Annotated in this window: 27 protein-coding genes and 1 pseudogene; all 28 read right to left on the reverse strand. The window is 67.3% G+C overall.

What is annotated here, in order from left to right:
- Nucleotides 1-58: 58 nt before the first annotated feature.
- The 28 genes and pseudogenes from GXM19_RS03800 to GXM19_RS03930 all read right to left on the reverse strand — a co-directional run bounded on the left by GXM19_RS03800 (nt 59) and on the right by GXM19_RS03930 (nt 23609).
- Nucleotides 59-1294 (reverse strand): RNA-directed DNA polymerase, encoded by a 1236-nt coding sequence (locus GXM19_RS03800; RefSeq protein WP_115596203.1) that lies wholly within the window; start codon nt 1292-1294, stop codon nt 59-61.
- 192 nt (nt 1295-1486) lie between these two features.
- Nucleotides 1487-1627: pseudogene (locus GXM19_RS11280) on the reverse strand (DUF6273 domain-containing protein); the annotation flags it as partial.
- Nucleotides 1628-1658: 31 nt separating this feature from the next.
- The gene (locus tag GXM19_RS03805; protein ID WP_040359424.1) at nt 1659-2129 is read right to left on the reverse strand and encodes a hypothetical protein; all 471 of its coding nucleotides are present in this window, start codon (nt 2127-2129) and stop codon (nt 1659-1661) included.
- A 104-nt stretch (nt 2130-2233) separates the two neighbouring features.
- Nucleotides 2234-3142, reverse strand: a complete 909-nt coding sequence (locus GXM19_RS03810) for a DUF6273 domain-containing protein (protein ID WP_193684738.1) — start codon at nt 3140-3142, stop codon at nt 2234-2236.
- Between the two features lie 9 nt (nt 3143-3151).
- Nucleotides 3152-3790, reverse strand: coding sequence for a hypothetical protein (locus GXM19_RS03815; protein ID WP_006235540.1), 639 nt, complete (start codon nt 3788-3790; stop codon nt 3152-3154).
- A 37-nt stretch (nt 3791-3827) separates the two neighbouring features.
- Nucleotides 3828-4073: a hypothetical protein gene (locus GXM19_RS03820; protein WP_040359421.1), complete on the reverse strand. Its 246-nt coding sequence runs from the start codon at nt 4071-4073 to the stop codon at nt 3828-3830.
- Entirely contained in the window at nt 4070-5644 is a 1575-nt protein-coding gene (locus tag GXM19_RS03825) for a phage head spike fiber domain-containing protein (protein ID WP_040359418.1), read from the reverse strand. Before GXM19_RS03825 ends, GXM19_RS03820 begins: the two co-directional genes overlap by 4 nt.
- The gene (locus tag GXM19_RS03830; protein WP_147293048.1) at nt 5634-7931 is read right to left on the reverse strand and encodes a fibronectin type III domain-containing protein; all 2298 of its coding nucleotides are present in this window, start codon (nt 7929-7931) and stop codon (nt 5634-5636) included. Before GXM19_RS03830 ends, GXM19_RS03825 begins: the two co-directional genes overlap by 11 nt.
- A 33-nt stretch (nt 7932-7964) precedes the next feature.
- The gene (locus tag GXM19_RS03835) at nt 7965-11123 is read right to left on the reverse strand and encodes a tape measure protein (protein ID WP_040359412.1); all 3159 of its coding nucleotides are present in this window, start codon (nt 11121-11123) and stop codon (nt 7965-7967) included.
- Nucleotides 11116-11376, reverse strand: coding sequence for a hypothetical protein (locus GXM19_RS03840; protein ID WP_040359409.1), 261 nt, complete (start codon nt 11374-11376; stop codon nt 11116-11118). The genes GXM19_RS03835 and GXM19_RS03840 overlap by 8 nt, the downstream gene beginning before the upstream one ends.
- Nucleotides 11377-11483: 107 nt before the next feature.
- Nucleotides 11484-11873: a hypothetical protein gene (locus GXM19_RS03845; protein WP_006235533.1), complete on the reverse strand. Its 390-nt coding sequence runs from the start codon at nt 11871-11873 to the stop codon at nt 11484-11486.
- A gap of 63 nt (nt 11874-11936) precedes the next feature.
- Nucleotides 11937-12569 (reverse strand): phage tail tube protein, encoded by a 633-nt coding sequence (locus GXM19_RS03850; protein WP_006235532.1) that lies wholly within the window; start codon nt 12567-12569, stop codon nt 11937-11939.
- Nucleotides 12570-12938, reverse strand: a complete 369-nt coding sequence (locus GXM19_RS03855) for a hypothetical protein (RefSeq protein WP_050766146.1) — start codon at nt 12936-12938, stop codon at nt 12570-12572.
- A 9-nt stretch (nt 12939-12947) separates the two neighbouring features.
- Nucleotides 12948-13271 carry a hypothetical protein gene (locus tag GXM19_RS03860; protein WP_006235530.1) on the reverse strand — a complete coding sequence of 108 codons (324 nt, stop codon included), beginning with the start codon at nt 13269-13271 and terminating at the stop codon, nt 12948-12950.
- The gene (locus GXM19_RS03865; protein WP_147293049.1) at nt 13264-13458 is read right to left on the reverse strand and encodes a hypothetical protein; all 195 of its coding nucleotides are present in this window, start codon (nt 13456-13458) and stop codon (nt 13264-13266) included. Before GXM19_RS03865 ends, GXM19_RS03860 begins: the two co-directional genes overlap by 8 nt.
- 155 nt (nt 13459-13613) lie before the next feature.
- Entirely contained in the window at nt 13614-14033 is a 420-nt protein-coding gene (locus tag GXM19_RS03870) for a hypothetical protein (RefSeq protein WP_006235527.1), read from the reverse strand.
- 10 nt (nt 14034-14043) lie between these two features.
- Complete coding sequence (locus tag GXM19_RS03875) at nt 14044-14982, reverse strand: hypothetical protein (RefSeq protein ID WP_006235526.1); 939 nt, start codon at nt 14980-14982, stop codon at nt 14044-14046.
- 13 nt (nt 14983-14995) lie between these two features.
- Nucleotides 14996-15556: a hypothetical protein gene (locus tag GXM19_RS03880; protein ID WP_006235525.1), complete on the reverse strand. Its 561-nt coding sequence runs from the start codon at nt 15554-15556 to the stop codon at nt 14996-14998.
- Between the two features lie 185 nt (nt 15557-15741).
- Nucleotides 15742-16623, reverse strand: a complete 882-nt coding sequence (locus GXM19_RS03885; RefSeq protein WP_040359407.1) for a VG15 protein — start codon at nt 16621-16623, stop codon at nt 15742-15744.
- Nucleotides 16620-18044: a phage portal protein gene (locus GXM19_RS03890; protein WP_187367070.1), complete on the reverse strand. Its 1425-nt coding sequence runs from the start codon at nt 18042-18044 to the stop codon at nt 16620-16622. The genes GXM19_RS03885 and GXM19_RS03890 overlap by 4 nt, the downstream gene beginning before the upstream one ends.
- A gap of 83 nt (nt 18045-18127) precedes the next feature.
- Nucleotides 18128-19555 carry a DEAD/DEAH box helicase family protein gene (locus GXM19_RS03895; protein WP_050766145.1) on the reverse strand — a complete coding sequence of 476 codons (1428 nt, stop codon included), beginning with the start codon at nt 19553-19555 and terminating at the stop codon, nt 18128-18130.
- 7 nt (nt 19556-19562) lie between these two features.
- Nucleotides 19563-19946: a P27 family phage terminase small subunit gene (locus GXM19_RS03900; protein ID WP_162010721.1), complete on the reverse strand. Its 384-nt coding sequence runs from the start codon at nt 19944-19946 to the stop codon at nt 19563-19565.
- 104 nt (nt 19947-20050) lie between these two features.
- Nucleotides 20051-20443 carry a hypothetical protein gene (locus GXM19_RS03905; protein WP_006235520.1) on the reverse strand — a complete coding sequence of 131 codons (393 nt, stop codon included), beginning with the start codon at nt 20441-20443 and terminating at the stop codon, nt 20051-20053.
- Nucleotides 20444-20803 (reverse strand): hypothetical protein, encoded by a 360-nt coding sequence (locus GXM19_RS03910; RefSeq protein WP_040359403.1) that lies wholly within the window; start codon nt 20801-20803, stop codon nt 20444-20446. It abuts the gene before it with no gap.
- 13 nt (nt 20804-20816) lie between these two features.
- Nucleotides 20817-21827, reverse strand: coding sequence for a DUF4417 domain-containing protein (locus GXM19_RS03915; RefSeq protein ID WP_115596204.1), 1011 nt, complete (start codon nt 21825-21827; stop codon nt 20817-20819).
- Nucleotides 21828-21982: 155 nt separating this feature from the next.
- Complete coding sequence (locus GXM19_RS10995; protein ID WP_082222942.1) at nt 21983-22282, reverse strand: hypothetical protein; 300 nt, start codon at nt 22280-22282, stop codon at nt 21983-21985.
- A 652-nt stretch (nt 22283-22934) separates the two neighbouring features.
- Nucleotides 22935-23387, reverse strand: coding sequence for a helix-turn-helix domain-containing protein (locus tag GXM19_RS03925; protein WP_006235515.1), 453 nt, complete (start codon nt 23385-23387; stop codon nt 22935-22937).
- 51 nt (nt 23388-23438) lie between these two features.
- Nucleotides 23439-23609, reverse strand: a complete 171-nt coding sequence (locus GXM19_RS03930) for a type II toxin-antitoxin system HicA family toxin (protein ID WP_006235514.1) — start codon at nt 23607-23609, stop codon at nt 23439-23441.
- Between the last annotated feature and the right edge of the window lie 5 nt (nt 23610-23614).

Here is a 23614-nt window from a genome sequence, read left to right on the forward strand (position 1 = left end):
GCCGCTTCGATGGGCGCAAAGAAAGAAGGCGCGCCGCGGCACGCCTTCGATGCTTCTGTTATTTCGCGGCCGCTTCGCTTAGGCCGCTGCTTTGAGTTGCCGGTTCTCCGCTATTGCGAGGGCTTGCCTCCGCTTGAATCGTCCCTCGGGTTGGCCTGCATTGAGCACCCCCCTCCCGCGCGAGATTTTCGAACAGGCTGTGGTACAGCGCGTCCATGGCCAAAACGCTGCGGTGCGCGTCCAGCCGCTTCATGCCGCCGCGCCAGCTCTGGTAGCTCCGCTCAACCTGCTCGGGGGTCATGACGCCATCGGCGACCATGCGGGCCATCTTCTTCAGCTTGCGGCGCTCGCGCGTGATGGAGTCGCGGCACGGCTTCACGACTATGCGGCCCGTCTCCGTGTAGAAGATGCGCTTCTTCAGCCACGTGAAGCCGCGCGACAGCTTCACCACGCGGGTCTTGCGCGGGTTCAGCTCTATGCCCAGCTCGGCGCACTTGCGCCCTATCAGCAGCAGGCACACCTGCAGGTACTCCTTGCTCTCGTGGATCAGGTAGAAGTCGTCCATATAGCGCCCGTAAGACTCGGGGCGCAGCATCTCCGTCACATAGTGGTCGATGCGGTTGGGGTGGGCCACGGCGCATATCTGGTTCGGCTCGCTGCCCAGCCCCAGGCCCACATCGCCCTGCGCGTCTATCAGGCGGTGCTCCAAGGCGACCACGCGCGGATCTAGCAGCGCGGAGGCCACCTGGTCTTTGACGGGTTGGTGCGCTATGCGCGCGAAGTAGTCGGAGAAGTCGCCCAGGAGGATGTAGCCCTCGCGGCCGTGCCGCCTCCAGTGATCGGCCAGGTGGCGCTTGAGCAGCTTCAGGGCGTAGTCGGTGCCGCGCCCCTTTATGTTGGCGGAGTTGGCCGTTATGAGTGTCGGGACTATCGCGGGTACGAGGGCGTTCTGAGAAAGCGACTTCTGAATCACTCGCTCTGGGAAGTGCACGGCGCTGATGTGGCGCAGCTTGCCGCGCTCCCACAGGTCGAAGCGGATGAAGCCCCGGCATATGTCGCGGCCCTCCAGAAGGTCGTTCCTCGATTTGACCGCGTTTCGCAGATAGTCCTTCATATAACGCTGCGTGGAGGACTTCCACATCACGCCGCCCGCCGCCTGCTTCGATGCCTTGCACAGGCTGTTGAGGTCGGCCACGGTATCAAGCGTGCACGCCTTGACGCGCTCGGCCTTGGCCCGCGCGCGCCTCTCCTCGCGGCGCTTGCGGCGCGCCGCCCGCCTTTGCTCGGAGTTCACAGGAGGCACCCCGCGCGGCTTGCAATGTGGCTCTGGCAGCCGCTTGAGGTATGGCCATGAAACGCGGCGAAGCCACGGAGCGCCGCGCCATGCAAGCAGCGTCCGGCCACCCTCGCGGGGTGCGTATTTACGGGCGCATGCCCGACGGTCGCGCCTTCCTTCCTCTTCGCGCTCTGCTTTCGGCTCTGGGGCCTACTCGGTCTGGCAATAAGGGAATCCGGGGCGGGGGCGAACCCAGACGTTCGTCGCGGAGTTGTAGTTGGCATTGCCGTTGTTGTTGACGTAGCACACGTTGGACGACGAGCCACCCATGACGGAACGCAGCCACCAGTTGTACCGATATACAAGGCGGGACCGCCGTCCATTATAGCGAACGCAGGCGCTCTAGCTCGGCCTCGGCCTCGGCTATGCGCTCCTCGGTGGACTTCTTGCCGGTGACGCGCACGTTCTTGCGCGCGCCCTTCAGCAGCCTGATCTCCTCCTCGACCATGGCCGCCAGCTCCTCGAAGCGGTTGGCGTTCACGGGCAGGCCGATATCCATGAGGCACTGCATGTCCAGCATAAGCTGCTCGCAGTCCGCTATGGCCAGCGTCAGGTAGCGTTTCCTCTCCAGCGCGTTGAACGAGCTGTTGGGGTAGAAGCAGTCGGCGCGGTTGATGTTGTACACGATGCCGCGCGCCGTCTCCACGGTCGGCACCGCGTTCAGCAGCCTGTAGGCCTTGGGCACTACCGAGGAGGACGCCATCAGCTTATTGACCTCCACGCGGATGGCGATGGCCTGCGTGAAGAACTTGTACTCGGACACCTCGCGGTTGCGCTGGTAGACGCCGCTCACGTGCACCTCCTGGGGAAACTGGCGAAAAACCCGGCCCGCTTCGCGGGCAGGAGGCGACCGCGCGAGGCGGTCGCCTAGAAGCAGAGTATAGAGCACTCGGCTGGCTAGCCGACGAGGAAGCCGGGGCGGGGGCGAACCCAGACGTACGTCGCGGAGTCGTAGCGGGCAATGCCGCCGCTGCTGACGTAGCACACGCCGGACGACGAGCCACCCACGACGGAACGCAGCCACCAGTGGCACCGATTTCCGTTGACTCGGTGCGCCGTGTCTCGGAACAGGTCAAACTGGCAGTCGAAGCCCACGCTGTAGCCTTTCGTCCCCCACACGGGGCAGCCGTACACCTCCATCTCCGACAGCGAGAACACCTTGCCGATATCCTGCCAGCTCCACGAGTTGGAGTCGTTGAGCGCGCCGCTGGCGCTGTAACGCTCCTCCAGCAGGACGCGCTGGGTCAGCAGGTACTTGGTCAGCCCCTCGGGCAGGCAGGCCTCGAAGGCCGTCTCCCACGCCTTGAGGTTGCTGTTGGGGTAGGGGCATTTCTGGTCGGCGGTGCCCTGGTTCGTGTTGGTGGTGTTCCACATCAGGAAGCTGTCGTTTGCCACGCCTGTCACGGATTTTGCCACGGCCACGGGGGCGGACGCCACGAACGCGACGTGGTGCCCCTTGCTGTTGTCGCCGCAGTACAGGTACGGGTCGATGTGGGCCAAAAGGAAACGCACGGACTGCTGGGCGGCGACGGCGGATGCGCTCACGAGGGGCACGTCCAGGTAGTCGCCCACGCGAAGGCCCGCGAAGTTGCCGGCCGCCGCTCGCTTGTGCAGCGCGTCGTACACGCTGCCGCTGCCGATCTCTCCCGCCAGGATGGTGGCGATGTTCTGCCCGCCGTACTTGCCGATTTGGCCCTGGCGGTTGTACTCGGCGTTGTTGAGCGCCGTCTGCGCGTTGCTGCGCGCGGTATCGTCGATGACGTTGAGCGACTGGCCGCCGACGACCAGTGTCTTTGCATTTGCCATTTATCCTCCTTAGGCAAGGGTTACCGTGCTGCCCGAGACCGAGCACGTGCCGCCGAACGACACCGTGTCGCCGGACACCGACGCCTTGGATGCCGGGCAGTAGACGGTCCCGTCCATGTAGATGAACTTCCCCGTCGCGTCGGCGAGCATCGTCGCGAGCTGGCCGTTCTGACGGCGCAGCTCCGCGATATCGGATTCGCCGCCGGCGCCCTGCGCCACCGAGCTCGCGATCTGCAGCGCCTGGTTCGCGGCGGCCTCGGCATGAGACGCCGCGCCGTTGGCCGCGGCGGCCGCATTGCTCGCCAGCGCAGTCGAGGCGCTTGCGGTATCGTTCGCGGCATTCGCCTTCTGAACGGCGGCGTTGGCGTTCTCGGTGGCAGTCGAGCACTTCGCGGCGGCCGTTCTGGCAGCTCCGGCGGCGACTTTGGCGTCATATGCCTGGGTCTTTGCGGTGCCTGCGGCGCTGCTCGCCAGCGACGCGGCGCTCTCGGCCCTCTTTCGCGCCGCCTCGACTTCGTCGTAGTTTGCCGGGCGGAACAGGTAGGTGGTGATGCTACCGTCGCTCTCCGTCACGTCGAGGCCGTCGATATAGTCGTCCTCCCCGATCTTCACCTCGTAGACGGCGGACCCGTCGCTGTTGTTGGCCATGCGGATTCCCTTCCGCGGGCCTGCGCCCGCACGATAATCAAGCGATGATCCCGATCGCCGTCCAGAGCGGCGGCGACCCGATGAGGATGGCGCGCTGACCGGGCGCCGCGCCCCGACAGGACGTCGTCATGCAGATGCCGGCGACAACCGAGCCCCCGATGCGCACGTCGACGGTCCTGGAGTCCGCCGCGACGACGGTGCCGTAGGCGATCGAGACGCCGGGCGCCGAAGGGCCGGCGACGATATCGGCAAGGTCCGCGGCCAGGGACGGCATGGCGCTCACGAGGCATCACCCCTCATGTACATGCGGAGCTCGATCCTCATGGGGCATCCCATCGAGAGCTCGAGGTCCATCTTCCGGATGCAGGCGCGGGCGAGCTCGATCCCGACAGACGGCAGCCTGATGGCGCACGCCGAGTAGACGTCCGCCGACGGGTTGAAGATCGCCGTGATGATCGGGCGGCGGATGACCGAGCACTCGGTGGCGAGCAGGCTCGCCGCCTTCTCGTTCGCAGCCTCGACCGCGAACTGCGTTGCCACAACGCCCTCCTCGACCTTGACCTGCGCTACGTCGATGTACGATCCGGTCGGCGCGCTAGCGGCAAGGTAGATGTAGCCCGCGCTGTATTCCTCGGACTTGGCCGGGGTGGCCGTGAGCGACAGCCTCGTCCAGCCTGGCCCGATGGCGACCGTCGCGGTCTCTCCCCCGTCGTCCTCGCGCCAGATTGGCTGGACCCTCACCTGCACCCTCTGCGACGCGTAGAGGTAAACGGACTCGGTGTACGGCTGGCCCTTCTTGAGGAATATCTTGTCCTGGGCGATGCCGATCTCACCGGAGCCCGACCCCTTCGTGATGCGGATCGCCTGGCTGATGCCGCCGATCGGGCACCCGGAAACGCCGACGGTCTCGATGGTCCCCCCGCCGCCACTGCACCTGAAGGTCGCGCTGTCGTGGGTGCCGTCTCCGGCGAGCGGGTAGGAGCCGCCGGCGATGACGCTCTCCCCTGACGGGAGGTCGCTGTACTGGTACCGCTTCACGATGCGGCGGCCCGTGGAGACGGTCGACCACTCGCTCTGCGGGCTGTCGTCCGAGGCCGTTCCCCTGACGCTCTCGCCCTGGGTAGCGAAGTCGACGTGCACCACGTTCACCGCGTCGAAGTCGTCCTGCTCGTCGGTGAGGTCGGGAAGCACCCGGCAGTCCTCGCCCTCTGAGAAGGTGTGGTCGATCGGCCTCGCCGCCGGTTCCAGGTAACGCCTGAACAGCACGCGCCCGTAGGCGTCGGTCGACGCGCTCCTGAATCCTGCAGCGGAGAGCAGCCTATTGACCGCGCCCAGCTTGTTGTCCGGCGTGTCCGCCGTGGCGGCGATCCCGAAGACCCATGCCGTCGACAGCGTGTAGTCGCTCGGCTCCGCGACCACCTCGAGCCCGCACCCCTCCGCGATCGCCTTGGCCGCGGAGACCGCGTTTGCGCCGGCTGGCACGGTGTACGGCTCGTCGAAGTCGTCCTTCGCGAGGTCGTGGAGTCTGCCGTAGAGCGTCGCGATGCCGGTCGCCACCTCGCCGCTCACCGTGCGGGACGGCGTCGAGCACTCGAAGGTCCCCAGGCACACGGTGCGCGACGCGCCCGAGATCGGGTCCTCCGCGTCGAGGTAGATGCGCACGAAGTCGTTGCCCATGTCGAGCCTGCCGACGTAGTCCAGCGATGCGGACTCATAGGTGTCCGTGTCCTGGTTGCGGCTGATGCTCCCGCCGGTGAAGCACTCGATGGCGCCGGTCTCCAGGCCGGTCGACCGCGAAACGCGGGCGTACCGGTAGGAGGTCCTGAACGACGCGAGCCAGATATCATCCGACACCGTTGGGCTCCCTCCATCGCTCCCTCTTCGTCGATACGGACACCCTGTAGTCCTCGGGCGCGCACCTGGTGAGCGTCCCCGTGACGGCGGCGAAGCCGCGGTCGCCCAGATGGGGTCGCACCCAGGCGCTTCCGTAGCGGCCGAACAGGCCGCGGACGCGCAGGTAGTCGTCCTCCTCGATCGTGAACTCCATCGACTCCTTCATCGAGAGGTTGCCGCTCTCGAACCCCATGGGCAGGCCGCCGCCGACGAAGTGGAACTGGTCGCGCTCGCGCTCGGGGCTCGCCGAGTACTGCGGCGGGCCGCCCATGTTCCTGTCGCCCACGACGACCTCGGAGGCGTCCGGCCCGAAGTTGAGGGCGAACCCGTCGCACGGGCACACGGTCCCCACCTCGGTCGTCGAGGTGGTTCCGGAGGCCGCGTAGCCGCGCGCGACGTAGGAGAACCCGACGTTGAGCGGCGGCAGGCGGTCGATGACGCTCTGCCCGGACTTGAGGCCGCTCGCGAGCAGGAGCCTCGAGCCGTCCGCGAGTACGCGCTCGATATCGAACGAGGCGCACGGCGGGAGGCTGTGGACGGTTGCGCGCGTCCCCTTTATGGACATGCCGCCCCTGATGCGGATGTTGCCCTCGGGCGTCATGGCCATGGGGCCGCGCAGCTTGTGGTCCCTGACGGAGAACTCCGAGATGCCGTCGCGCACCGTGACGACGGCTGCGAGCGCGTCGCTGTAGGAGACGTTGACGATGGGCGTGGCGGGCACGAGCCAGTCGGTCGAGAACGAGCGGGTGACGGTCGTGGACAGGCTCGAGCCGCCGCGGACGGTGAGCTCGAGGACGTACGCGGACCTGTTCTCCAGGCCGGAGGCGATCTCGTGCGACCGCGCGCCCGCGGCGACCGATGTGTCGATGACCGCGGAGCCGCCGCGCAGCAGCCTCAGGCGCTGGTAGGTGATGCCGGTCTCGTCGACAGCGGCCCAGGCGGCGCGCAGCGGGAGCTCGACGACGGCCTCGCCGTCCTCCGCGGGGGTCGTGAAGAACGCCTGCGGCGGGTCGGCGACCCTGAACACCGCGTACTCCGACCACGCTCCCCATGAGGGGTCGGCGCCCTTGGTGCGGACGCGTAGCCGGTAGGTGCCCTTCGCGGACAGGCTCAGGGATGTCGTCGACGCGGGCCCGGTGATGTGGTGCGGGACGGTCTTGCCATCGGGCCCGACCAGCTCAATCTGCGCCGCCGTCTGGGCTGTCCCGTCGGGGTGGTTCCGCGTCCAGCCGATGGTCGCCGTCGACCCAGTCGGGTAGGCGGGGTCGACCCCGGAGACGGCGGGCGCGTACGGCGGGCAGATCGTCGCCACTGCGTTGGATGCCGTCCACGCGGAGAAGACGGTGTCCCCCGCGCCCGCCACGGGCTCCTCGCGGTAGGTGCGGACCTCGTAGACGACCTTCTCTCCCGCCACGGCAGACGGGTCGGTCATGGTCCAGACGCCCGGCTCCTGTCTGTCGGCGGTAAGGGCGCGGGGCTTGTAGGTCCTGCCGCAGTCGGAGGTCGCGCGGACATCGAAGCCGCTAATCCAGAACGGGATATCGGGACCCCTGACGACCAGCGAGACCTCGCCGTCGCCGGAGCGCGATAGCGAGACCGATGCCGGTGGGGAGGGCGTCTTGTAGACGCGCACGGAGCTCGTTCTCTCCGACGTGCCGCCTCGCCAGCGCGCCCTTACGTCGTAGTCGTAGTAATTGTTTGCCGATGTCGACGTGTCGCGCCAGTTGGAGATCGTGACGCTGTTGTAGGGGTTCTCGGTGTCGCCGCCGTTGGTATGGCGGTAGACGTTGATGCCGTCGTAGTACTTCCTAGCATCGTCGTCCGGGTGGTTGACCCACTCGAGCTCGGTTGTCCCGTCGGTCGAGCGCGTGACCCTGAGGTCGGTCGGGGCCGCGGGCTCGTATGCCGGGACCTTGCCGATCCTGGCGCCCTCGCCGCAGGAGGTCGTCGCGCCGACCCCGCCGTAGCCGTTGACTGCCACGGACTCGGTGTACGCCTCGACCCAGACGTCGTAGTCGTTGTCCTTGCGCTCCGCGTCGGTGTACCCACTGACGGTGACGGCGCGCTTCCAGGAGGAGGTCGTGTAGCCGTCGCCCGACGCGCGCCAGACGCCGCCGACCTTGACGTGCAGGCGCACGCCGTAGTAGTACCAGTCTCCGAAGTCGACGGTGGCGGTCCAGTAGATGCGGGCCGTGGTGTCGTTCACGTTCGACACGGACGTGGAGAGGTTGACGGTGTAGTACGTCACGCCTCCCCTGGTCGTCTGCGCTGATGCCACCTGCTACCCCCTTCCGGTCCTGACGGTCCTCTTGAGTTCGGAGACCAGCGCCCTGAGCGCCTCCGCGACGCGCTCGTCGACCTCGAGGGCCGACCCGTCGAGGTAGATGTTGTAGACGTCGCCGCGCTGGCCCCCGAGCTTTGCCATCTGCTCGGCGATGGTCGCCGCGAACGGCTCCGAGTACTTTCGGTTGGTGAGCGGCACGATTGCCTCGGCGCCGTCCTCGCCCACCCAGTCGAGCGGGTAGCCGGTCACCGGCGCGTCGACGATGGCTCCGTGCGCGTGCATGCGGATGCCGCCATCGGCGTGCCGTATGCCGCCTGCGGCCTTCTCGTTGCGCGTCCTGTTGACGGTCACGTAGGTCGTGGTGATCGTCGCCGACCTTGAGTGGAACGGCTCGTTCATCACCGCCTGCATCGCAGACTGGCACTTCGGCAGCGTCCCGTAGCTCGCCTTGGCGGTCATCTCCTTGCTCTTGAGCTTGGTGCCGTTGAGCTTGTCCACCGAGGTCTGCGCCCTGTCGACTTCCTTCTTGTCGACCTTTGTCTTGGCGCTCTTGGACTGGAGAGCCGTGCCGTTCCAAGTCACGAGGTTGCCCTGGGCGTCGCGCAGGTCGCCGACGCTCACGTCGACGACGCCGTTCTTGTCCATCAGCTGCGAGCCGTTCCAGGTGTAAACGTTGCCCTGGGCGTCCATGAGCTGGGCCTGGTTGACGGTAACGTTGCCGTTCTTGTCGACGATGGGCTGCGCGTTGTAGTTCTGGACGGCCCACACCATCTGGTCGATGTTGCCGTTGAAGTTGCTTGCGAGCGCGGCGAGGTTGGCGGAGCCGATGCTGTTGAGCGTCTCGGTCGACACGCCGGCGGCGGCGCAGGCGTCCGAGAACGCGCCGAAGTCGATGTTCTCCTTCGAGAACGCCTTCTTGAGCTTGCCGCCCATGTCCTCGAGCGCGGCCTGGATCTGGCTCGCCGCGCGGACCGTCGAGGCGGCGCCCTCGTCCATCGAGACGCCCCACCCGTCGAGGTCGTCGACGATGGAGCGGGCGGTGCCGTCGTAGTCCTGCGCCAGCTTGGCGAGCTGATCGTCGCTGAGGCTCGCCAGCTGCTCGGTGTCGACACCGAGCTGCGTGAGCGATCCGGAGACGGCGGACAGGGTCTCGCCGTTGGCCGAGAGCTGCGCCTGGAAGAGCGTGAGCTGCGCCTGGGCGAAGTGCTCGAAGGTGCTGCCGGCCTCCTGCGTGGTCAGGCTTGCGTCGCCGAGCTTGCCGTTGAGGACGTCGATGCTCTCCGAGGCGGAGTCGAACTGCTTCTTTGCCTCGTTGTACTCCCTGCCGACCTTCTCGGTGCAGGCGAGCGCCTCGAGCTCTCCCTTTGAGAGCTCCGGGTAGCTCTTCGCCAGCTCCTTGAGGCGGTCCTGGTAGGGCTTCGTCTTGGAGGCGAGCGTGTCGGCCGCCTCGGACTGGGCCTGGTACGCCTCGGTGAGGTTCGCCGTGAGGGCACTCACCTCGGCGTCCTTCTTCTTGGAGGCGACGAGCTCGTCGATGGACTGCTTGAGGTTCTTGACGTTGCCGTCCGCGTCGACGTACTTCCCGTTCGCCACGTCCTGCGCCGAGATGTTGAGCCCGAGCTGGTCGTTGAGCAGCTGCAGCGCCCATGTGAGCCTGCCCTGTGCGTCGGTGGACAGGTCGGTCTTGCCGGCGTAGTTGTCGATGATCTGCTGCGCGGTGTTGAGCTGCGCGATCTGCGACTCGGCCGCCCTCGTGTTCTCGTTCATGGCGTCGACGTGCTTGCCGATCGATTCTGCGAGCTCGTCGACGGACATCGCCGAGAATGAGGACTTCTTGCCTACATTCTCGACCCTGCCGGCGTAGGACTCGAGCGCCACGGTGTTTGAGGCCGCGTCGACCAGGCCAGTCGTGGCCTTGTTCAGGGCGTCCGTGCGGGCCTGCCACTCGACCTGCTTCTCGATGAGTATGCCGATGCCGGCGGCCGCGACGGTGCAGCCGATTGCGACCGGGTTGAAGCCGACGCCCACCGCCTCGAGCGCCTCGGCGAACGTGCCGGCGCCTCCGCGGGCGAGCTTGAACGCCTCGGTTGCCTTGCCCACGCCGCTCGCGACGCCGGAGAGGACTGGCACCGCCTTCTGCCACGCCGCGATGCCCGCCGCCCCCGAGACGATCTCGGGCGCCAGGCTCTTGAACCCGCCGTAGAGCTGCTTGACCATCGGCATCGACGCCGAGACGCCGCCGTTGACGACCTTGAAGAAGCCGTTCACGGCGCCCTTCGCGTCGTCGAGCACCCCGGCGATGTTGTTCCTGCCGATCGACTCGAGCGTGCCGGTGACGCCCTTTGTCACGGCGTTCGACATGTTCTGGACGCTCGTCTGGACGCCGCCGGCGGCGGTCTCGGCCTGGTCCCTGAAGGACGCGAAGCTCGCGCCGCCCTGCGTGTCGAGCTCGACCATCTTGTCCATGAGCTGGTCGAGCGTGATGGTCGGGTCCTTGCCCCCGCCGCCGAGCGCTGCGTACAGGTCGTTGGCGTTTGCCGTGGGGCCGAGCATGGATTTCGCCAGCTGGTCCATCTGGCCCGGCGCGGCCGTCGTCAGCGAGCGCCAGTCCTCCATCTCGGGCTTGCCCTTGGAGAGGATCTGGCGGAACTGCTCCATCGCCGCCGAGCACAGCTGGGTCGAGCTGCCCGAGGCGATGAGCATGTCGTTGAGCGCGAGGCCGACGTCGGTGGCCTTGTCGAGGTCCCCGACCGTGGCGGTGATGCCCTGGACGACCGAGACCATGTCGTCGAGCCTGGTGGGCAGGGTCGACAGGCGGTCGGACATCTTGCCGATCGACGCGTTGGCGGAATCAGCTGAGTACCCGAGGGACTGCATGACCTTCGGGTAGTTGTTGAGCGTGTCGAAGCGGCTGATCGCCGACCCGACATGGGACGAGATGGAGTCCATGGCCTTCGACGTGAGCGTCGAGAAGGCGCCTATCATCGCGCCGGAGCCGGCCAGCCCCTTCCCGAACCCGGAGCCCGTGCTCTTGCCGAGGCTGGAGCCGGACTTGCTCGCCTGCCCCTCGCACTTGCCGAGCGCGGACTCGACCGACTTGGTAAGGTTGTCGAACCTGGGGACGATCAGCAGGTCCGCGCGTCCGATCTCAGCCATCCGTCACCTCCACCCACTCGGTGTTCTCGATGCGGGCGCGGACCGATGCCGCGCGCTCTGCCGCGGCGCCGGCGGCGGCCACGTCCCGCGGGCGGGGCACCCTCGGGGCTTCCGATGCCTTGCCGCCGCACAGCGCGGTCGCCGCCGCGTAGACGCTGTCCACGATGTCCGCCGCCAGGTGCTGCTCTCGGGTCCAGCTGCGCTCCGGGTGGAGGGCCGCCACGGTGAGCGAGCCGTCGGGCAGCGTCCTCACGAGGTCGTACGCCTCGGCGGTGCCGACCTCGTCGTAGCAGCAGCCGTAGTAGGCCCTGAAGTCGTGCCTGAGCAGGGGCAGGTGACGATCCTCGAGGTCGGCGAGCTCTAGAAGTTTTTTAGTTCGGCCGAGTAGAGCAGCTTGTTGTATGCGTAGCCCAGCGCGTCGTCGTCCTGCGTGCCGTCATCCTCGGTCACGGCCTCCATGAGGCTCGCGTACTGCTCGTCGCCTAGGAGGAAGCGGAACGCCCCGTCGAGCTCCTCAGTCGTGCGGTCCTCCTTGTTCATGGCATCGATGAAGCGGCGGTCGTGCGCGCGCTTGACGGGGATGCTCATGGCGATGCCGAGCACGGTCAGCTCGGCGCAGTGGCCGCGCTTCTGCTCGATGAGCTTCGCCTTGTCGGCCGCCGTCTGCGCGGCGGCGGTCGTGAAGCCGAGGACCTTGGCGTACGCCTCGAGCTCGCCCTCGTCCATCATTGCCAGGTAGTCCTTGTTCATCTTTCCTCCCAGATAAAGGGCCGCCCCGGCAAAACCGGGGCGGCGTTCTCGTTATGGCCCTGCCTACGCGGCGGGCTTAGCGCGGTAGATGTCGAACAGCGGCTTGCCCGCGGTCTTGAGGACCGTGAAGGTGAAGCCGTACTGGACCAGGCCGCCGGGCTTGTGCTCGACGTCGTCGTAGGAGTCGATGGAGACGCGCGGGATGACGGTGCGGCGCAGGTTGCCCGTGTCCTCGAGCTCGTCGATGACGAGCGGGACGCGCACGTCGGAGTTGGCGATGACCTTGATGTGGCTGAACGTTCCGTCCTCGTTCGTCTCGACGTTGCCGGCGCCGTAGCGCAGCTTGGCGACGGAGGAGCGGACGGACTCGATGAAGACCATCTTGTACTGGTGCTTCTCCTCGGAGACCTTGGTGAGCACGATGGACTGGTGCCAGCCCTTGAACTCGTTGACCGTAACGCTCTTGGATGCCGTGAAGCCGTCGGGCGACAGGTCGCCCAGCGATACGAGGTCGGTGAGCGTGGAGATCTTGGTCGCGGCGTCGGTCGGGAGCGTCGGGTTGGCCTTGAAGCTCGTGTACACGCAGCCGCCCTCGACGGGCGAGCCGGTGGTGACGAGCGAGGGGTCGATGTCGTTTGCGGGAGTCGCGTCCTCGGAGGCGAGGGCGATCTTGCCCTCCTCGTTGTTAGGTGCCATTTATCCTTCTTTCGGTTGGAATGTCTTCAGTCGGTACAGCGCGTACCAGCGCGGGGACCGGGCGACGTAGTCGTAGTCGGTCCGCATCTCGAGCTCCTCGCAGGCGCAGAAGCCCCGCGTGAACGGCAGGCGCGACATGGCGTCGCCCACGCGCTCGGCGAGCCCCTCGGCCTCGGCCTCGGTGGGCGCCCACATGAGCACCTCCACCTGCGGCGAGTCGACGAGGGCGTCCTGCCGCGCGCCCCCGCACCGGCGGACCACGACGACGGTCCCCGGCCGTTCCCCGGGCAGGTCGACCCGCACGGGCACGCCGCCCAGGGCGGACTCGAGGATCTCCCTGAGCTCGCCCATCACGTTGAGTCTCGGCACGTTCCCTCCTTAGAGCAGGTGGTCGAGGGTGTGGTTGCGGTTCTGGTCGAATGCGCCGGCCGGGGTCGCGGCGCGAACGACGCCGAGGGTGTCACAGGAACCCGACTTGACGACGCCCACGTAGGGGGCGCTGTCGAATGTCCCCGGGTATTTCTTCTCGAGGGACCTGCGGTAGCCCGACGGCACGTGGTGCGATGCGGCCTCGGCGTTGGCCTTCGCCGCGAGGCGGGCGGTCTCGGTCGCCACCCAGGCGCGGACGCCCGCGCCCTTCGTGACGGCGATGACGCCCGCGTCGCTGTGGACGAAGCGCCCGAACTTGATCTTGTCAGCCATGGACCCTCCCCGCCGTCGCCGTCATGTTCCACGCCGTGGGGCAGGGGTTCGTAATGTCGGGGGAACCGACCACCAGCAGCGCGGTATCGGGGTCTGCGGGCATGCCGCGCCCCGTCAGGGCGATGCGGCAGCGCGCCAGCGGCGGCCCCGCGTACGTCTTGGGGAACGCGATGGAGTAGCTTGCCACGATGCCTTCCGGCCGGACGGCGTCCCCCGCGTCCGAGCCGGCCAGGGGCCGCACGAGGCACCCCGGGACGACGGTGGGCTCCCACTCGACGGTGGGCTCTCCCATGGCGTCCCTGCCCGTCTCCGTGCTCGACAGCACCGTCACCTCCTCGCCCATCACGGCCTGCGCCCGTAACTCGGGCACACGGTGCCGATGCGCTGGCCGCGCCCGAGGAGCCTCTTGAGCGCGGCGAGCGTCGAACGGTCGAAGTAGGCCGTTCCGCTCGGGTTCTGGTAGGTAAAGCTCCCCTGGAACCCGTTGGCCGTGAAGCTCGACTGCGAGACGCCGGTGAGGTCCTCCACGCCCATGGGCGCGCAGGCCGGCTGGACCAGCTTCTTGCGGGTCGCGTCGGTCACCAGGTCGCGGGCCAGCTCCCTGGCATCGCCCGTCAGGGAGCGGAAGCGCGGCATGCCGAGGGTCGCGCGGAGCTTGGCACTCTGCCGCGACAGCTCGGCCGCGACGCGTTCCTCGTCGCTCGCCGCGTCCCCCGTGTCGATGCGGTACTCGTCGACCGTAGCGAACGCGTAGTCGTCCATGCTGGCCTCCTTACTTGGCGGTGATGGTTCCCTTCACGATGTAGTCCTTCACCTCGGGGAAGAACGTCGCGCCGGCGAGCACGTTCGTCTCGACGGACACGTGGTCGTACGCCGGGGTGTGCGCGACGCCGATCAGGCCGGAGTCGGATACCGTGTACGTGAGGCCCGAGGTCGCGAGCTCGCCGAAGTCCACGCCGAAGATGCGGATGTTGTCGGCGGGGGTGGCGATCATGGTTCCCTTGGCGACCTGGTTGGTCAGGAAGACGCCCGAGAGGCCCAGGAAGTTCTCGAGGTAGGTGAGGCCGAACAGGTTCTGGTCGGTGATGGTCGCGTTGCCGAGGTAGTCGGCTGCGTCGTCTCGGTTGATGAAGTGGACGACGCGCTCGGCGGCGTCGCCGTTGGTCTCGAGGGTGTTGCCGAGCTTGGCGTCGACGGCCGCGGCGCAGGCCTGCAGGCCCTTGCCGGTCGCCGTGCCCGTTCCCTTGAGCAGGAAGGAGAAGAACTGCGAGACGATGCTGCGGCGCACGAGCGAGGCCATGTGCTTGTCGGTCTTGAGCACGGCGTTGACGTAGCCGGACTGCTGGATCGCCTTGTGCGTGGTCATGCGGCGGTACGGGAAGGCCTCGGCCTCGCCCACGGGCTCGTAGGTGGCGGTGAACTTGGACAGCGCGACCTCGTCGCCCTCGACGTAGGCGGTGCCGGAGCTGGAGCCCAGCTGGACGGCGGTATCGCCGGTGGCGGACTCCTTGGATCCGGCGGTCTTGGAGTTGTTGAGCTCGCCGGCCACCTTGAGCATCTTGAGCGTGGTGCCGGCGGCGATGGTCTCGGCGCCGAAGATGCCGAGGACCTCGAGCAGTCGGTCGAGGTCGCCCTCGAAGTTGCGGATGAACTCCTGGTCCATCGAGGCGTTGATGGCCGTGGAGTCGGAGATGTTTGCGGGTACGGGCATGTTTGCCCCTTTCTTACTTGTAGAGGTCCATGTGCGCGGCGCGGGCCATGATGCGCTTGGCGGGGTCCTTGATGGACTCGATGGACTCCTTGTTCACTTTCTTGCCTCCGCCGGAGCCGCCCTTGTCGAGCGGGTATCCGGGCTGGCGCGACTCGGCGAAGTCGGCGACGGCCTTTGCCGATGCCGTCATCGACTCCTCGTCATCGCCGTGGATGAGCGCGGACGGCACGCCGGTGGCCTGGGACACGCGCGCCAGCGTACGCTCGCGCTCGCGCTCGGCCTCGGATGCGGCGAGGCGGCCCTTCAGGTCGTTGAGCTCGTCGTTGAGGGACTCGACGGTGGGCGTCTGCGCGCCCTGTGCGTCCCACAGGTCGGCCTTGCCTTTGTTCTCCTTGGCCCGGGCCTCCCACTTGCGGGACTCCTTCTTGAATCGCTCGGCCTCGGCCTTCCAGTCGATCGCTGCCGGCTCCTGTGGGGCCCCGGATCCTTGGTCGCCGCCGGGCTCCGCCGGCGCCGCCGGCTGCGGGGGCTCGACGGGATCGGTCACGTTGTTGGCTTGCTGCTGGGTAGGCATCTTGCACTCCTTCCGGCCCCGTGCGGGGCTCGCTTCGCGCCTCCGTGCGGCGGCGCTGGCGGTGTTTTGGCATGGAAAAGGCCGCCTCCCGTGCGGGCTGCGGCCTCGTGTTCCTGCCGGCGCGTTGCGTGTCTTCGCCGGCGACGCTTGATGGCGCGTCGCGCCCGCCCTCCCACGGGGCGTCCTCACTTGGCCGAGAGCCTCTTGCTCACGCCCGCCGCGGTCTGCGCGAGCGACTTGGCGTAGGGGCTCCCCGGTTGGAAGCCCATTGCCAGCCCCGCCCTGTTCGCGGTGGCCATGCGGGCCTTGAGGTCGTCGGGGGACGATGCCCCCTCCATGTACCTCTGGATGTCGCCGATGCTCCCGAACCTCTTCCCGTCAACGAATGCGGCGACCACCTTGCCGCCCCTGCGGTGGCCGCGCGATCCCGTGCGGCGGGAACCCCATTCGGGGTGCTTAGCGCGGTACTCGTCGTAGAGCGCCGCAGGGTCGTAGCCGTCGAGCGCGGGGCTGTCGGAGAAGTCGGCGACCGGTATGCACCTGCAGCTCGGGTGGCGCTCGGCGCCGGCGGTCGCCGAGCTCTTGAAGACGAAGCCGCGCGACCCGATCATCCGGCACCAGTCGCACGCGCCCGCGTGCGGCACCAGCGCCCAGCGCGGGTGCGCGGGGTCGGCCATGGCGTTGCCCTGGATCGTGGCGTCCGCGTAGCCCATGGCGCGCTGCACGGCCCTCGCCGCGAGGGCGGCGGCGGTCGCGGAAGTCCGCAGCGCCTCGTCGACGTCGCTCGCGAGGAGCCCGCCGTGGCCGGGGTCGAACTGCCGCGGCTCGTATCCCTGCGCGGGTCCCGCGCCCGAGCGCATGGCGGCGTAGAACTCGACGGCCGCGGCGGCCGCGAACGAGCCGAACTTGGCAACGAGCGCGGCGTAGGTGCGGGACAGCGCCCGGTAGAGCTCCTCGCCGTAGAGGCCCGCGCACTCGTCTATCGCCTGCGCGACAGCCGCCTGCAGCAGGTCGGCGTTTATCCCGAGCGCGCGGGCGTAGCGGTCGAAGTCCCCGCGCGGTATCACTCCGCCTCACCGCCGGCTGGCGGCAGGGCCGCGGCCCTCGCGGCCTCGATGGCCATCGTGTCGGCCATGGCGTTGAGCGACGCGATGGCGCCGCCCTGCTGCTTTTCGCGCTCCAGGCGGTCGATGGTCGGTTGGGACAGGCCCACGCCCTCGTAGTAGACGCGGGTGCCCACCATGCTCTCGTCCGCGGCGCCGAGCTTCGTCCAGGCGTCGGCGCGCGCGGCGATGGTCGGCATCGAGGGGTCCTTGAAGCATGCCTGGACGGCGCACTGCTCGTCGGTGAGCCTGGTTATCGGGACGTCGTCCTTGACCGCCATCATCATCTGCGCGATCGTCTCGAGCGCCTCGGCGTTGTGCTCGTTGATCTGCTCCACCTCGAGGATGAGCGGGTCGTTCGCCGCGCCCAGGGCGTCCGAGGACGTGTAGGTGTTCGACAGCACGCCCAGCTGCGCCAGCGGCACGTTGGTCGCGCCGGAGAACCGCTGCGCGTCGTTCTCGAACACGCGCGTGAAGTTGTCGGCGGTCGGTGCGGCGAACTGCCCCACGGTCGGGACGTCGCCGTCCTCGTCCTTGGTGATGGCGAGGAACGACCCGACGTATGCGTTGAACTTGGCTATGGGCGACGGCACGCTGTCTCCGCCGCCCTCGTCCTCGCCTTCGTCCCCGTCCCCGTCCTTCACGGAGAAGAGGTCGTCCTTGGCGCCGAGGATGTATCGCTGCGGGAACGTGAAGAACTCCGCGCCGACCTCCATGCGCAGCACGTCGCGCATGGCCTTGTCGACGATGCCCCGGACCTCGGGCGTGAGCATCGAGTGGCCGAGCGGGCGGTCGGGGTCGGGGTCGTAGGTGAGCACCTCCATGAGCGGCCGTCCCATGGGATTCGGCTCCACCACGCAATCCCACTCGTAGGGTCCGCCGCCCGAGCCGATGCGCACCAGCGTGAGCACCGCGTCCCGGAAGTGGCACACGTAGCGGGAGGCGTTGCCCGACCGATCGACGTCGGCGAGGACGACGCCGCAGCGGATGCGGCCCTCGTCCTTGTCCCACAGGCAGCAGAACTGGTTCGCGCTGAACACGCGCACCATCGACGCGGGCTGGCCCGGCCTGCCCTTCATGACGGTCATGGCCGACACGCCGTAGGTGAGGGCGCTCGAGCACGCCTGCCGGTAGAGCGACCTCAGGCGGTTCTCGCGCACGAGGCGCTTGAGGTCCTGGTCCTCCGCGCCGTCGAAGACGAAGCCGTCGAAGACGGAGCGCACGGAGTGCGCCTTGATGGCCTTGGCGCACCACCCGGTGACGCAGTTGACCGTCTCGAGCATGGGCGGGATGGAGATGCCGAGGCTCTTCATCTCGTTCTTCATGTCGTAGTAGCGCTTGAGGACGGTGTTGCGCGCCGACACGTCGCCCCAGGTGTCGAACATGTCCTCCACGGCGGCTCGGTACGGCTTGGGGACGGCGTCGAGGTTCGGGGTCTCAACGGAGGTCCCACGCCCAATTCTCTGGATCACAGTGTCCTCTGCTTCCTGCGCGGGTTGCGCTTGGTGGTCCTCGCGCCCCACAGCGCGAGCGAGCAAGATTCGAGCGGCTCGGGCGGCACGGTCGCGTCCTCGGGGGAGCCGAAGCCCCATCCTCCCCTGGACCCGATCTTCCTGCGGACGCACTTCCTCGCCGACTCCTCGAGGGTCGGGTCGTAGGTGTGCGCGAGCGTGCCGTCGTTGAGCGCGTCCACGAAGCCGACCGCGGCGGCGACCACGTCGCGCGTCTGCGGCCTCACGACGTAGCCGCGCGGCGGCTTCATCTCCGCGAGGCGGTCGATGAGCGCGTCGGCGCCCGACATGCCGTCGATGACGACGACCGACGCGGTCGTGCGGCGGTCGTAGAGCCACTCGGCGAGCTCGCGGGCGCCGCCCGCCGTCGTTCCGACCCTGATGAGCTCGACGGCGGCCTTGCCCTTGAGCGCGCGCTGGCCGAGCTTGCAGCCCGACAGCGCGTAGGTCGACCCGTCCCTCGAGAACTTCACCCCGAAGGCCTTCTTGCCGCGGTACCGGTCGCCGATGGCGTCGATGAGGGCGGCGCCCCACGATTCCCGCGGGATGGCCCTCGTGAGCATGGCGGCCGGGCTGAACCAGCCCAGGCGCTCGTGGGCGAAACCGGTGATCGAGCCGCCGGCGAACTCCGTGCGGGTGAAGTCGAGCGACAGGATGATGCCCATGCTCGGGTTCGATTCGTAGATGAGGTCCACCACGTCGTCGAACGTGGCGTCCTGGCGCGGACACTCGTCCGTGGCCCACGAGCACCACTCGGTGCTCGGGATGTCGCCGGCTAGGATGGCCGCGCGCGTGCGCGCGAACACGGTGCCGGGGCAGTCCTCGTTGGGCGGCGTGCCCGTGTAGATGATCTGGCGCTCTCCGGTCGCGGACGCGGCGAGCGTGTACATGATGGCGTCGTACTGGGAGTCGGTGAGCTCCTGCGCCTCGTCGAACACGACGAGCTGGATGTCATCGAAGCCTCGCGCGCTTCCGTTGGTGCGCGCCGAGAACTTGATGGAGCCGCCGTTGGTGAGGTAGATGGCCTCCTCGCCGTTCGTGCGGCGGATCCTCTCGACGAGGCACGAGAGCTCGGGGTGCTCCTTGTCCGTGAAGTAGCGGACGAGTCGGTTGAACGCCTTCTTGGCGGTCTTCACGCGGTGCGCGGTGTGGAGGATGTGCCAGCCGCAGACCGCCAGGCGGAACACCTCGTATATCTCGATGACGGCGTTCTTGCCGTTCTGGCGGGGCACGTCCAGGCCGCACGTGACGTAGGCGGGGCGGCCCTCGGCATCGCACGCGCACCAGTCGGACAGAACCAGGGACTGCCACTCGATGGGCTCCATGCCCAGGTCCCCGCCGAGCTCGGCGGCGTCCTCGCCCTCGGAGTAGGCGACCTCGCCCACGGCGACCCTATACCGCGGCTCTTGCCTTCCGCGCCTCGTGGCGCTCGGCGATCGAGAAGAGCTTGGTCTGGACGCTCCTGACATCTGGCACCCCCTCGTGGCCGTCGGTTATGCCGAGCTGCTTGTTGAGCTGCCTGATCTCCGCCGACGCGGTCTTCAGGGTCGCTATCTGAGGGAATGACTTCAGGTCCCCCATGTCGTTCTGGTAGGCGGTCTGCTCGCCGAAGCTGTCGAGCTCGTCCTGGGCGAGCTCGACGATCTTGTACCACTGGCAAAGCAGCGCGAGCGTCGGCGCGTCGGCCTGGGTGAACGAGCGGCCGGCGGTGAGCTCGTCCCACTTGGCGCTCTTCACGGGGTCGCCGGCGACCGCGGCGGGCTTCTCGAGGGGCATCCGCCACCTCCAATCGGCATAAAAAAGCCGCCCCGAAGGACGGCCGTCGGTAAGCACCCGGATTTGAACCGGGGTCTCCTCCATCAAGGGCACTCCAGGCTGTGCTATGTCTTACCTTGCTTGTATTGTTCCCAATCAGACAGAACCCTGTCAACCATTTTTCGCTCGTCAGTCGACAGGCGCATCGGTTTGCCGTTGGGGGAGCCCTCGTTGTGCAGGTAGCCGACATGCGTATGGGGAGACATCCCGTGGTGGTCAGCTAGGTCTATCTGCTTGCTGCGCTTGCTCTGATTGTCGAAGTATACGACCGACTTCACCTCGCCACGATCAACGACGGCATATACCCTTCCGTGCGTCATCGTTTCCATGAGGGTCTCGGAGCTCTTGCTGTTTTTCTGAACGTATCTAACGTTCCCGACGGTCAGTACCGAATGGTACTGGCTGCCGTAGGCATTTCCAGATTTGCTAGTTCCGCTTGAAGCGCCCCTGCCGCCCATTTACAGTGCTCTTCCTGTTCGCCAATCGATTCCGCGCCTCGTCAGCACGCGTCTCGCCGCCTGGACCGCCGGGTTCTCGGGCCTGCCTTGCGCAATCTTCAGGCGCTTCTCCATCTCGGTTGGCGGGCGCACCTTGCCGGAATCAACGAGCGCTTTGTATTCAGTTCTGGCCGCCTCACGCTTCCTCTCGTATTCGGCGCGAGCATGCGCGGCTTCCTTCTGACGGCGCTCAGTCTGGCGCTGCGTCTCGCCGTGCGGAATCTTCATCTTGTCATCCATGTATCCACTCAATGGGTCACGGACACCCATGAGTCCCATGTATTCGTCAAGGCTCATGACTTTGGCGCGCGATGAAGTCATCGAGCTTGAGCCCCTACCTCCCACGGAAACCGCCTCCCTTGTACTCGACGACCTCGCAGCCGCCGAAATCGAATCCAATGTCGCCGCCGTAGAGCAGCACGCGCGCGGGCTCCAGGCGGCTCATTGCCTCCGCCATGCCCTCGCGCCAGACGGCCAGGGCGTTCTCGTCCCCCTTCACGCCGACGGTCGACACGGCGACGGTCGAGCGGCGCGGGACGCCGTCGAACGCGAAGCGGAAGCTCCGGCGCTGCGCCCACGACAGGGTCGGGACTACACGGAGGCCCTGCTCCTGCCACCAGTGGCCGAGCGCCTGGGAGCGGTAGCGGTTCCACCGCTGCATGGCATCGGGCATGTCGAGGTAGAGCGAGAAGTCGGGCGTGAGGACGCAGTCGAAGCCGCGCAGGCACTCGAGGTAGGCGGCGGGGCGTGCCCACACGCGCTCGAACTGGTAGTCGTCGATGAAGAAGTGGCAGCAGCGGCCGGCCTTGTCGGCCTCGGGGGCGCTCTTGGCGTAGTTGAACCCGATCATGTCCGCCGGCTTGGCCATGCACCGCTTCATGCGGGGCATGCCGTCGCGGCCGCAGTCGGATCGGCTGACGAGGCGCAGGTTGTACGCGTCGTCCGTCCTCAGGCGCTCGTGGCCGTAGTCGAGCCGCTTGCTCTTGAAGTCCAGCCCGAACCGCGACATGTCGAAGTCCTTGAGGCTGCGGACCTCCTCGCGAAGCATCGACTTGTTCCAGGTTGCCACCTCGCCGGTCTTGTTGTCGGCGATGCGGAAGGCCTTGATCTGCTCGTCGGTCAGGTCGTCGCAGTACTCGATCTTGGAGTCGGGAATCTCGTCCCACCCCAGGCTTCTGCACGCCTCGACGCGGGTGTGCCCCCATACAATAACCGGGCGCTCGCGGCTCTCCAGGCCGATGGTCCCGCGCAGGCCGAACTCCTTGATTGAGTCGGCGACCACGGGGACGGCGGAGGCGTTGTGCCGCGCGTTTCGCTCATATGGGACGATATCGTGTATCTTCACGTACACACCCGCCTAGTTTTTCTCGGTTTAGCTGCGGTTTTTGCTTGACTTCCGTAAAAAAGCGTATTCGGGGGTATTGCGGCCCTGGCGCGGGATGGTGGCCTGCCACCATCCGGCAAAAGACCCCCGTGGGGTCGAGTGCCGCAACGCATCCCCTACCATGAGGTCGTTTGCCGCGGCTGCTTCTCGGGCACGGACGGGGGGCCAATAACGGAGGCGCGATCGTCCTTGAGCGCCTTGCACAGCGCGACGAACGTCTCGGGCGAGTTCCAGGCGGCGCGGCGCACGGCGAGCGCGGACCGTACGGCCGAGACCTCGGCGACGCTGCGGGCGCGGCGCCAGTTGTTGCAGCAGCGGTGCGCGGCGGCGACGTTGTCGCGGTCGAAGGGCGATCCGCCGCGGCTGACCGGGACGAGCTCATCGCACTCGAAGGCCCGGGGGTCGCCCGCAGGCACCCCGTAGTCTATGGGTAGCCCACATATCCAGCAGGGCCTACCCTGCGAGCGGAGCCACCGCACGACATGGCGGCGGCGGGCGCCGTTGGCCTTACGAGGGTTGCCCATCCCCTACCACTCTACCGGGGAGCGCCCTCGGTTGGACATGCACGCCTCGATGCCCCCGTAGCGCAGCGCCTCCAGGCGTACGCCCCCGGCACCCCCCGGTCGGCGGCGGGCCGTCGCCGTGACCCCCAGGGCGCGACGGAACGCCCACGCCATGACCGTGTCGTGGTGGCGGGCGGATCGCGCGATGTACTCTCGGCTGACCACGGGCATCATCCCCTATTGAATTAAACGTAATAGAAAGGCCGGAGTCCCTGAACTGCTGAAGGGAACCCCGGCCACTCATCTGTGCTTCCACGCACATCCGACCCGCACACCGCGCGGGCGGCGCTGCGAATCGACACCCTAGTTATATCCCAATCGCAACGCGCAACGGCACGCAATCGCGCGCAATTGTCGGCAATCGTATGCAATCACGCGCAATTGTCGGCAATCACATGCAATAGTTGGCAATCACGCGCAATGGCACTCGATAGCGAACCAAGAGAAAGGCCCCGACCGCACATGGCGATCGGGGCCGACATGCTGACGCGAACCAGCACTTGTATTATACGGCGACGGGAGCCTCTTTCGGGCGCCCGGCCTTGGGTGAATCGGCAAGTCTGGCCTCGACGGAGGCCTTGGACACCATGCGCTTGGTACCGTCCCTCCACGAGTCAAGCAACCCCGCGCCTATCAGCTGCGACACCCTCGCCGAGCTGACGCCGAGCATGCGGGCGGCATCTGCGGCAGTGACGGCGGGAATGTCACCGAGCTCGCGGCTGACGGCGACGGCGATGATCTTGCCCCCGTTCTGCGGCTCATGACCGAAGTCGGGCGCGGGAAGGTCGACCCCGCCCATGAGGTGATCGTCGACCATGCAGGCGAGGTAGTCGGCCGCGCTCGCGACGGCATCGTTCAAGTCGGACCCGAACGTGCCGCCTCCTCCGAGCGAACCACACGGCACGGCATCGACCATGCCACCCGAATCAAAGAATTCGAATTCCCATACGTAAACCATTCACGTCTCCTTTGCGTGGGTGATGCAAGACGTAGCCCCAAAGGGGCGGGGCTAACGAAGCCCCGCCTGTCTCAAAATCCTCTTGGCTATCTGGTCCTCGATCTCTCTGTGGCGCTTCACCAGCACGAGCTTGTCGCCCTTGACGAACTTCTCGTGGTTGGTGCCGCCCCTGGAGATAAAACCGGCTTCCTCGAGGATGCGGACTAATTCGCGTCTCTGCATGTCAC

This window comes from Collinsella aerofaciens ATCC 25986 (assembly GCF_010509075.1).
Classification (GTDB): Bacteria; Actinomycetota; Coriobacteriia; order Coriobacteriales; family Coriobacteriaceae; genus Collinsella; species Collinsella aerofaciens.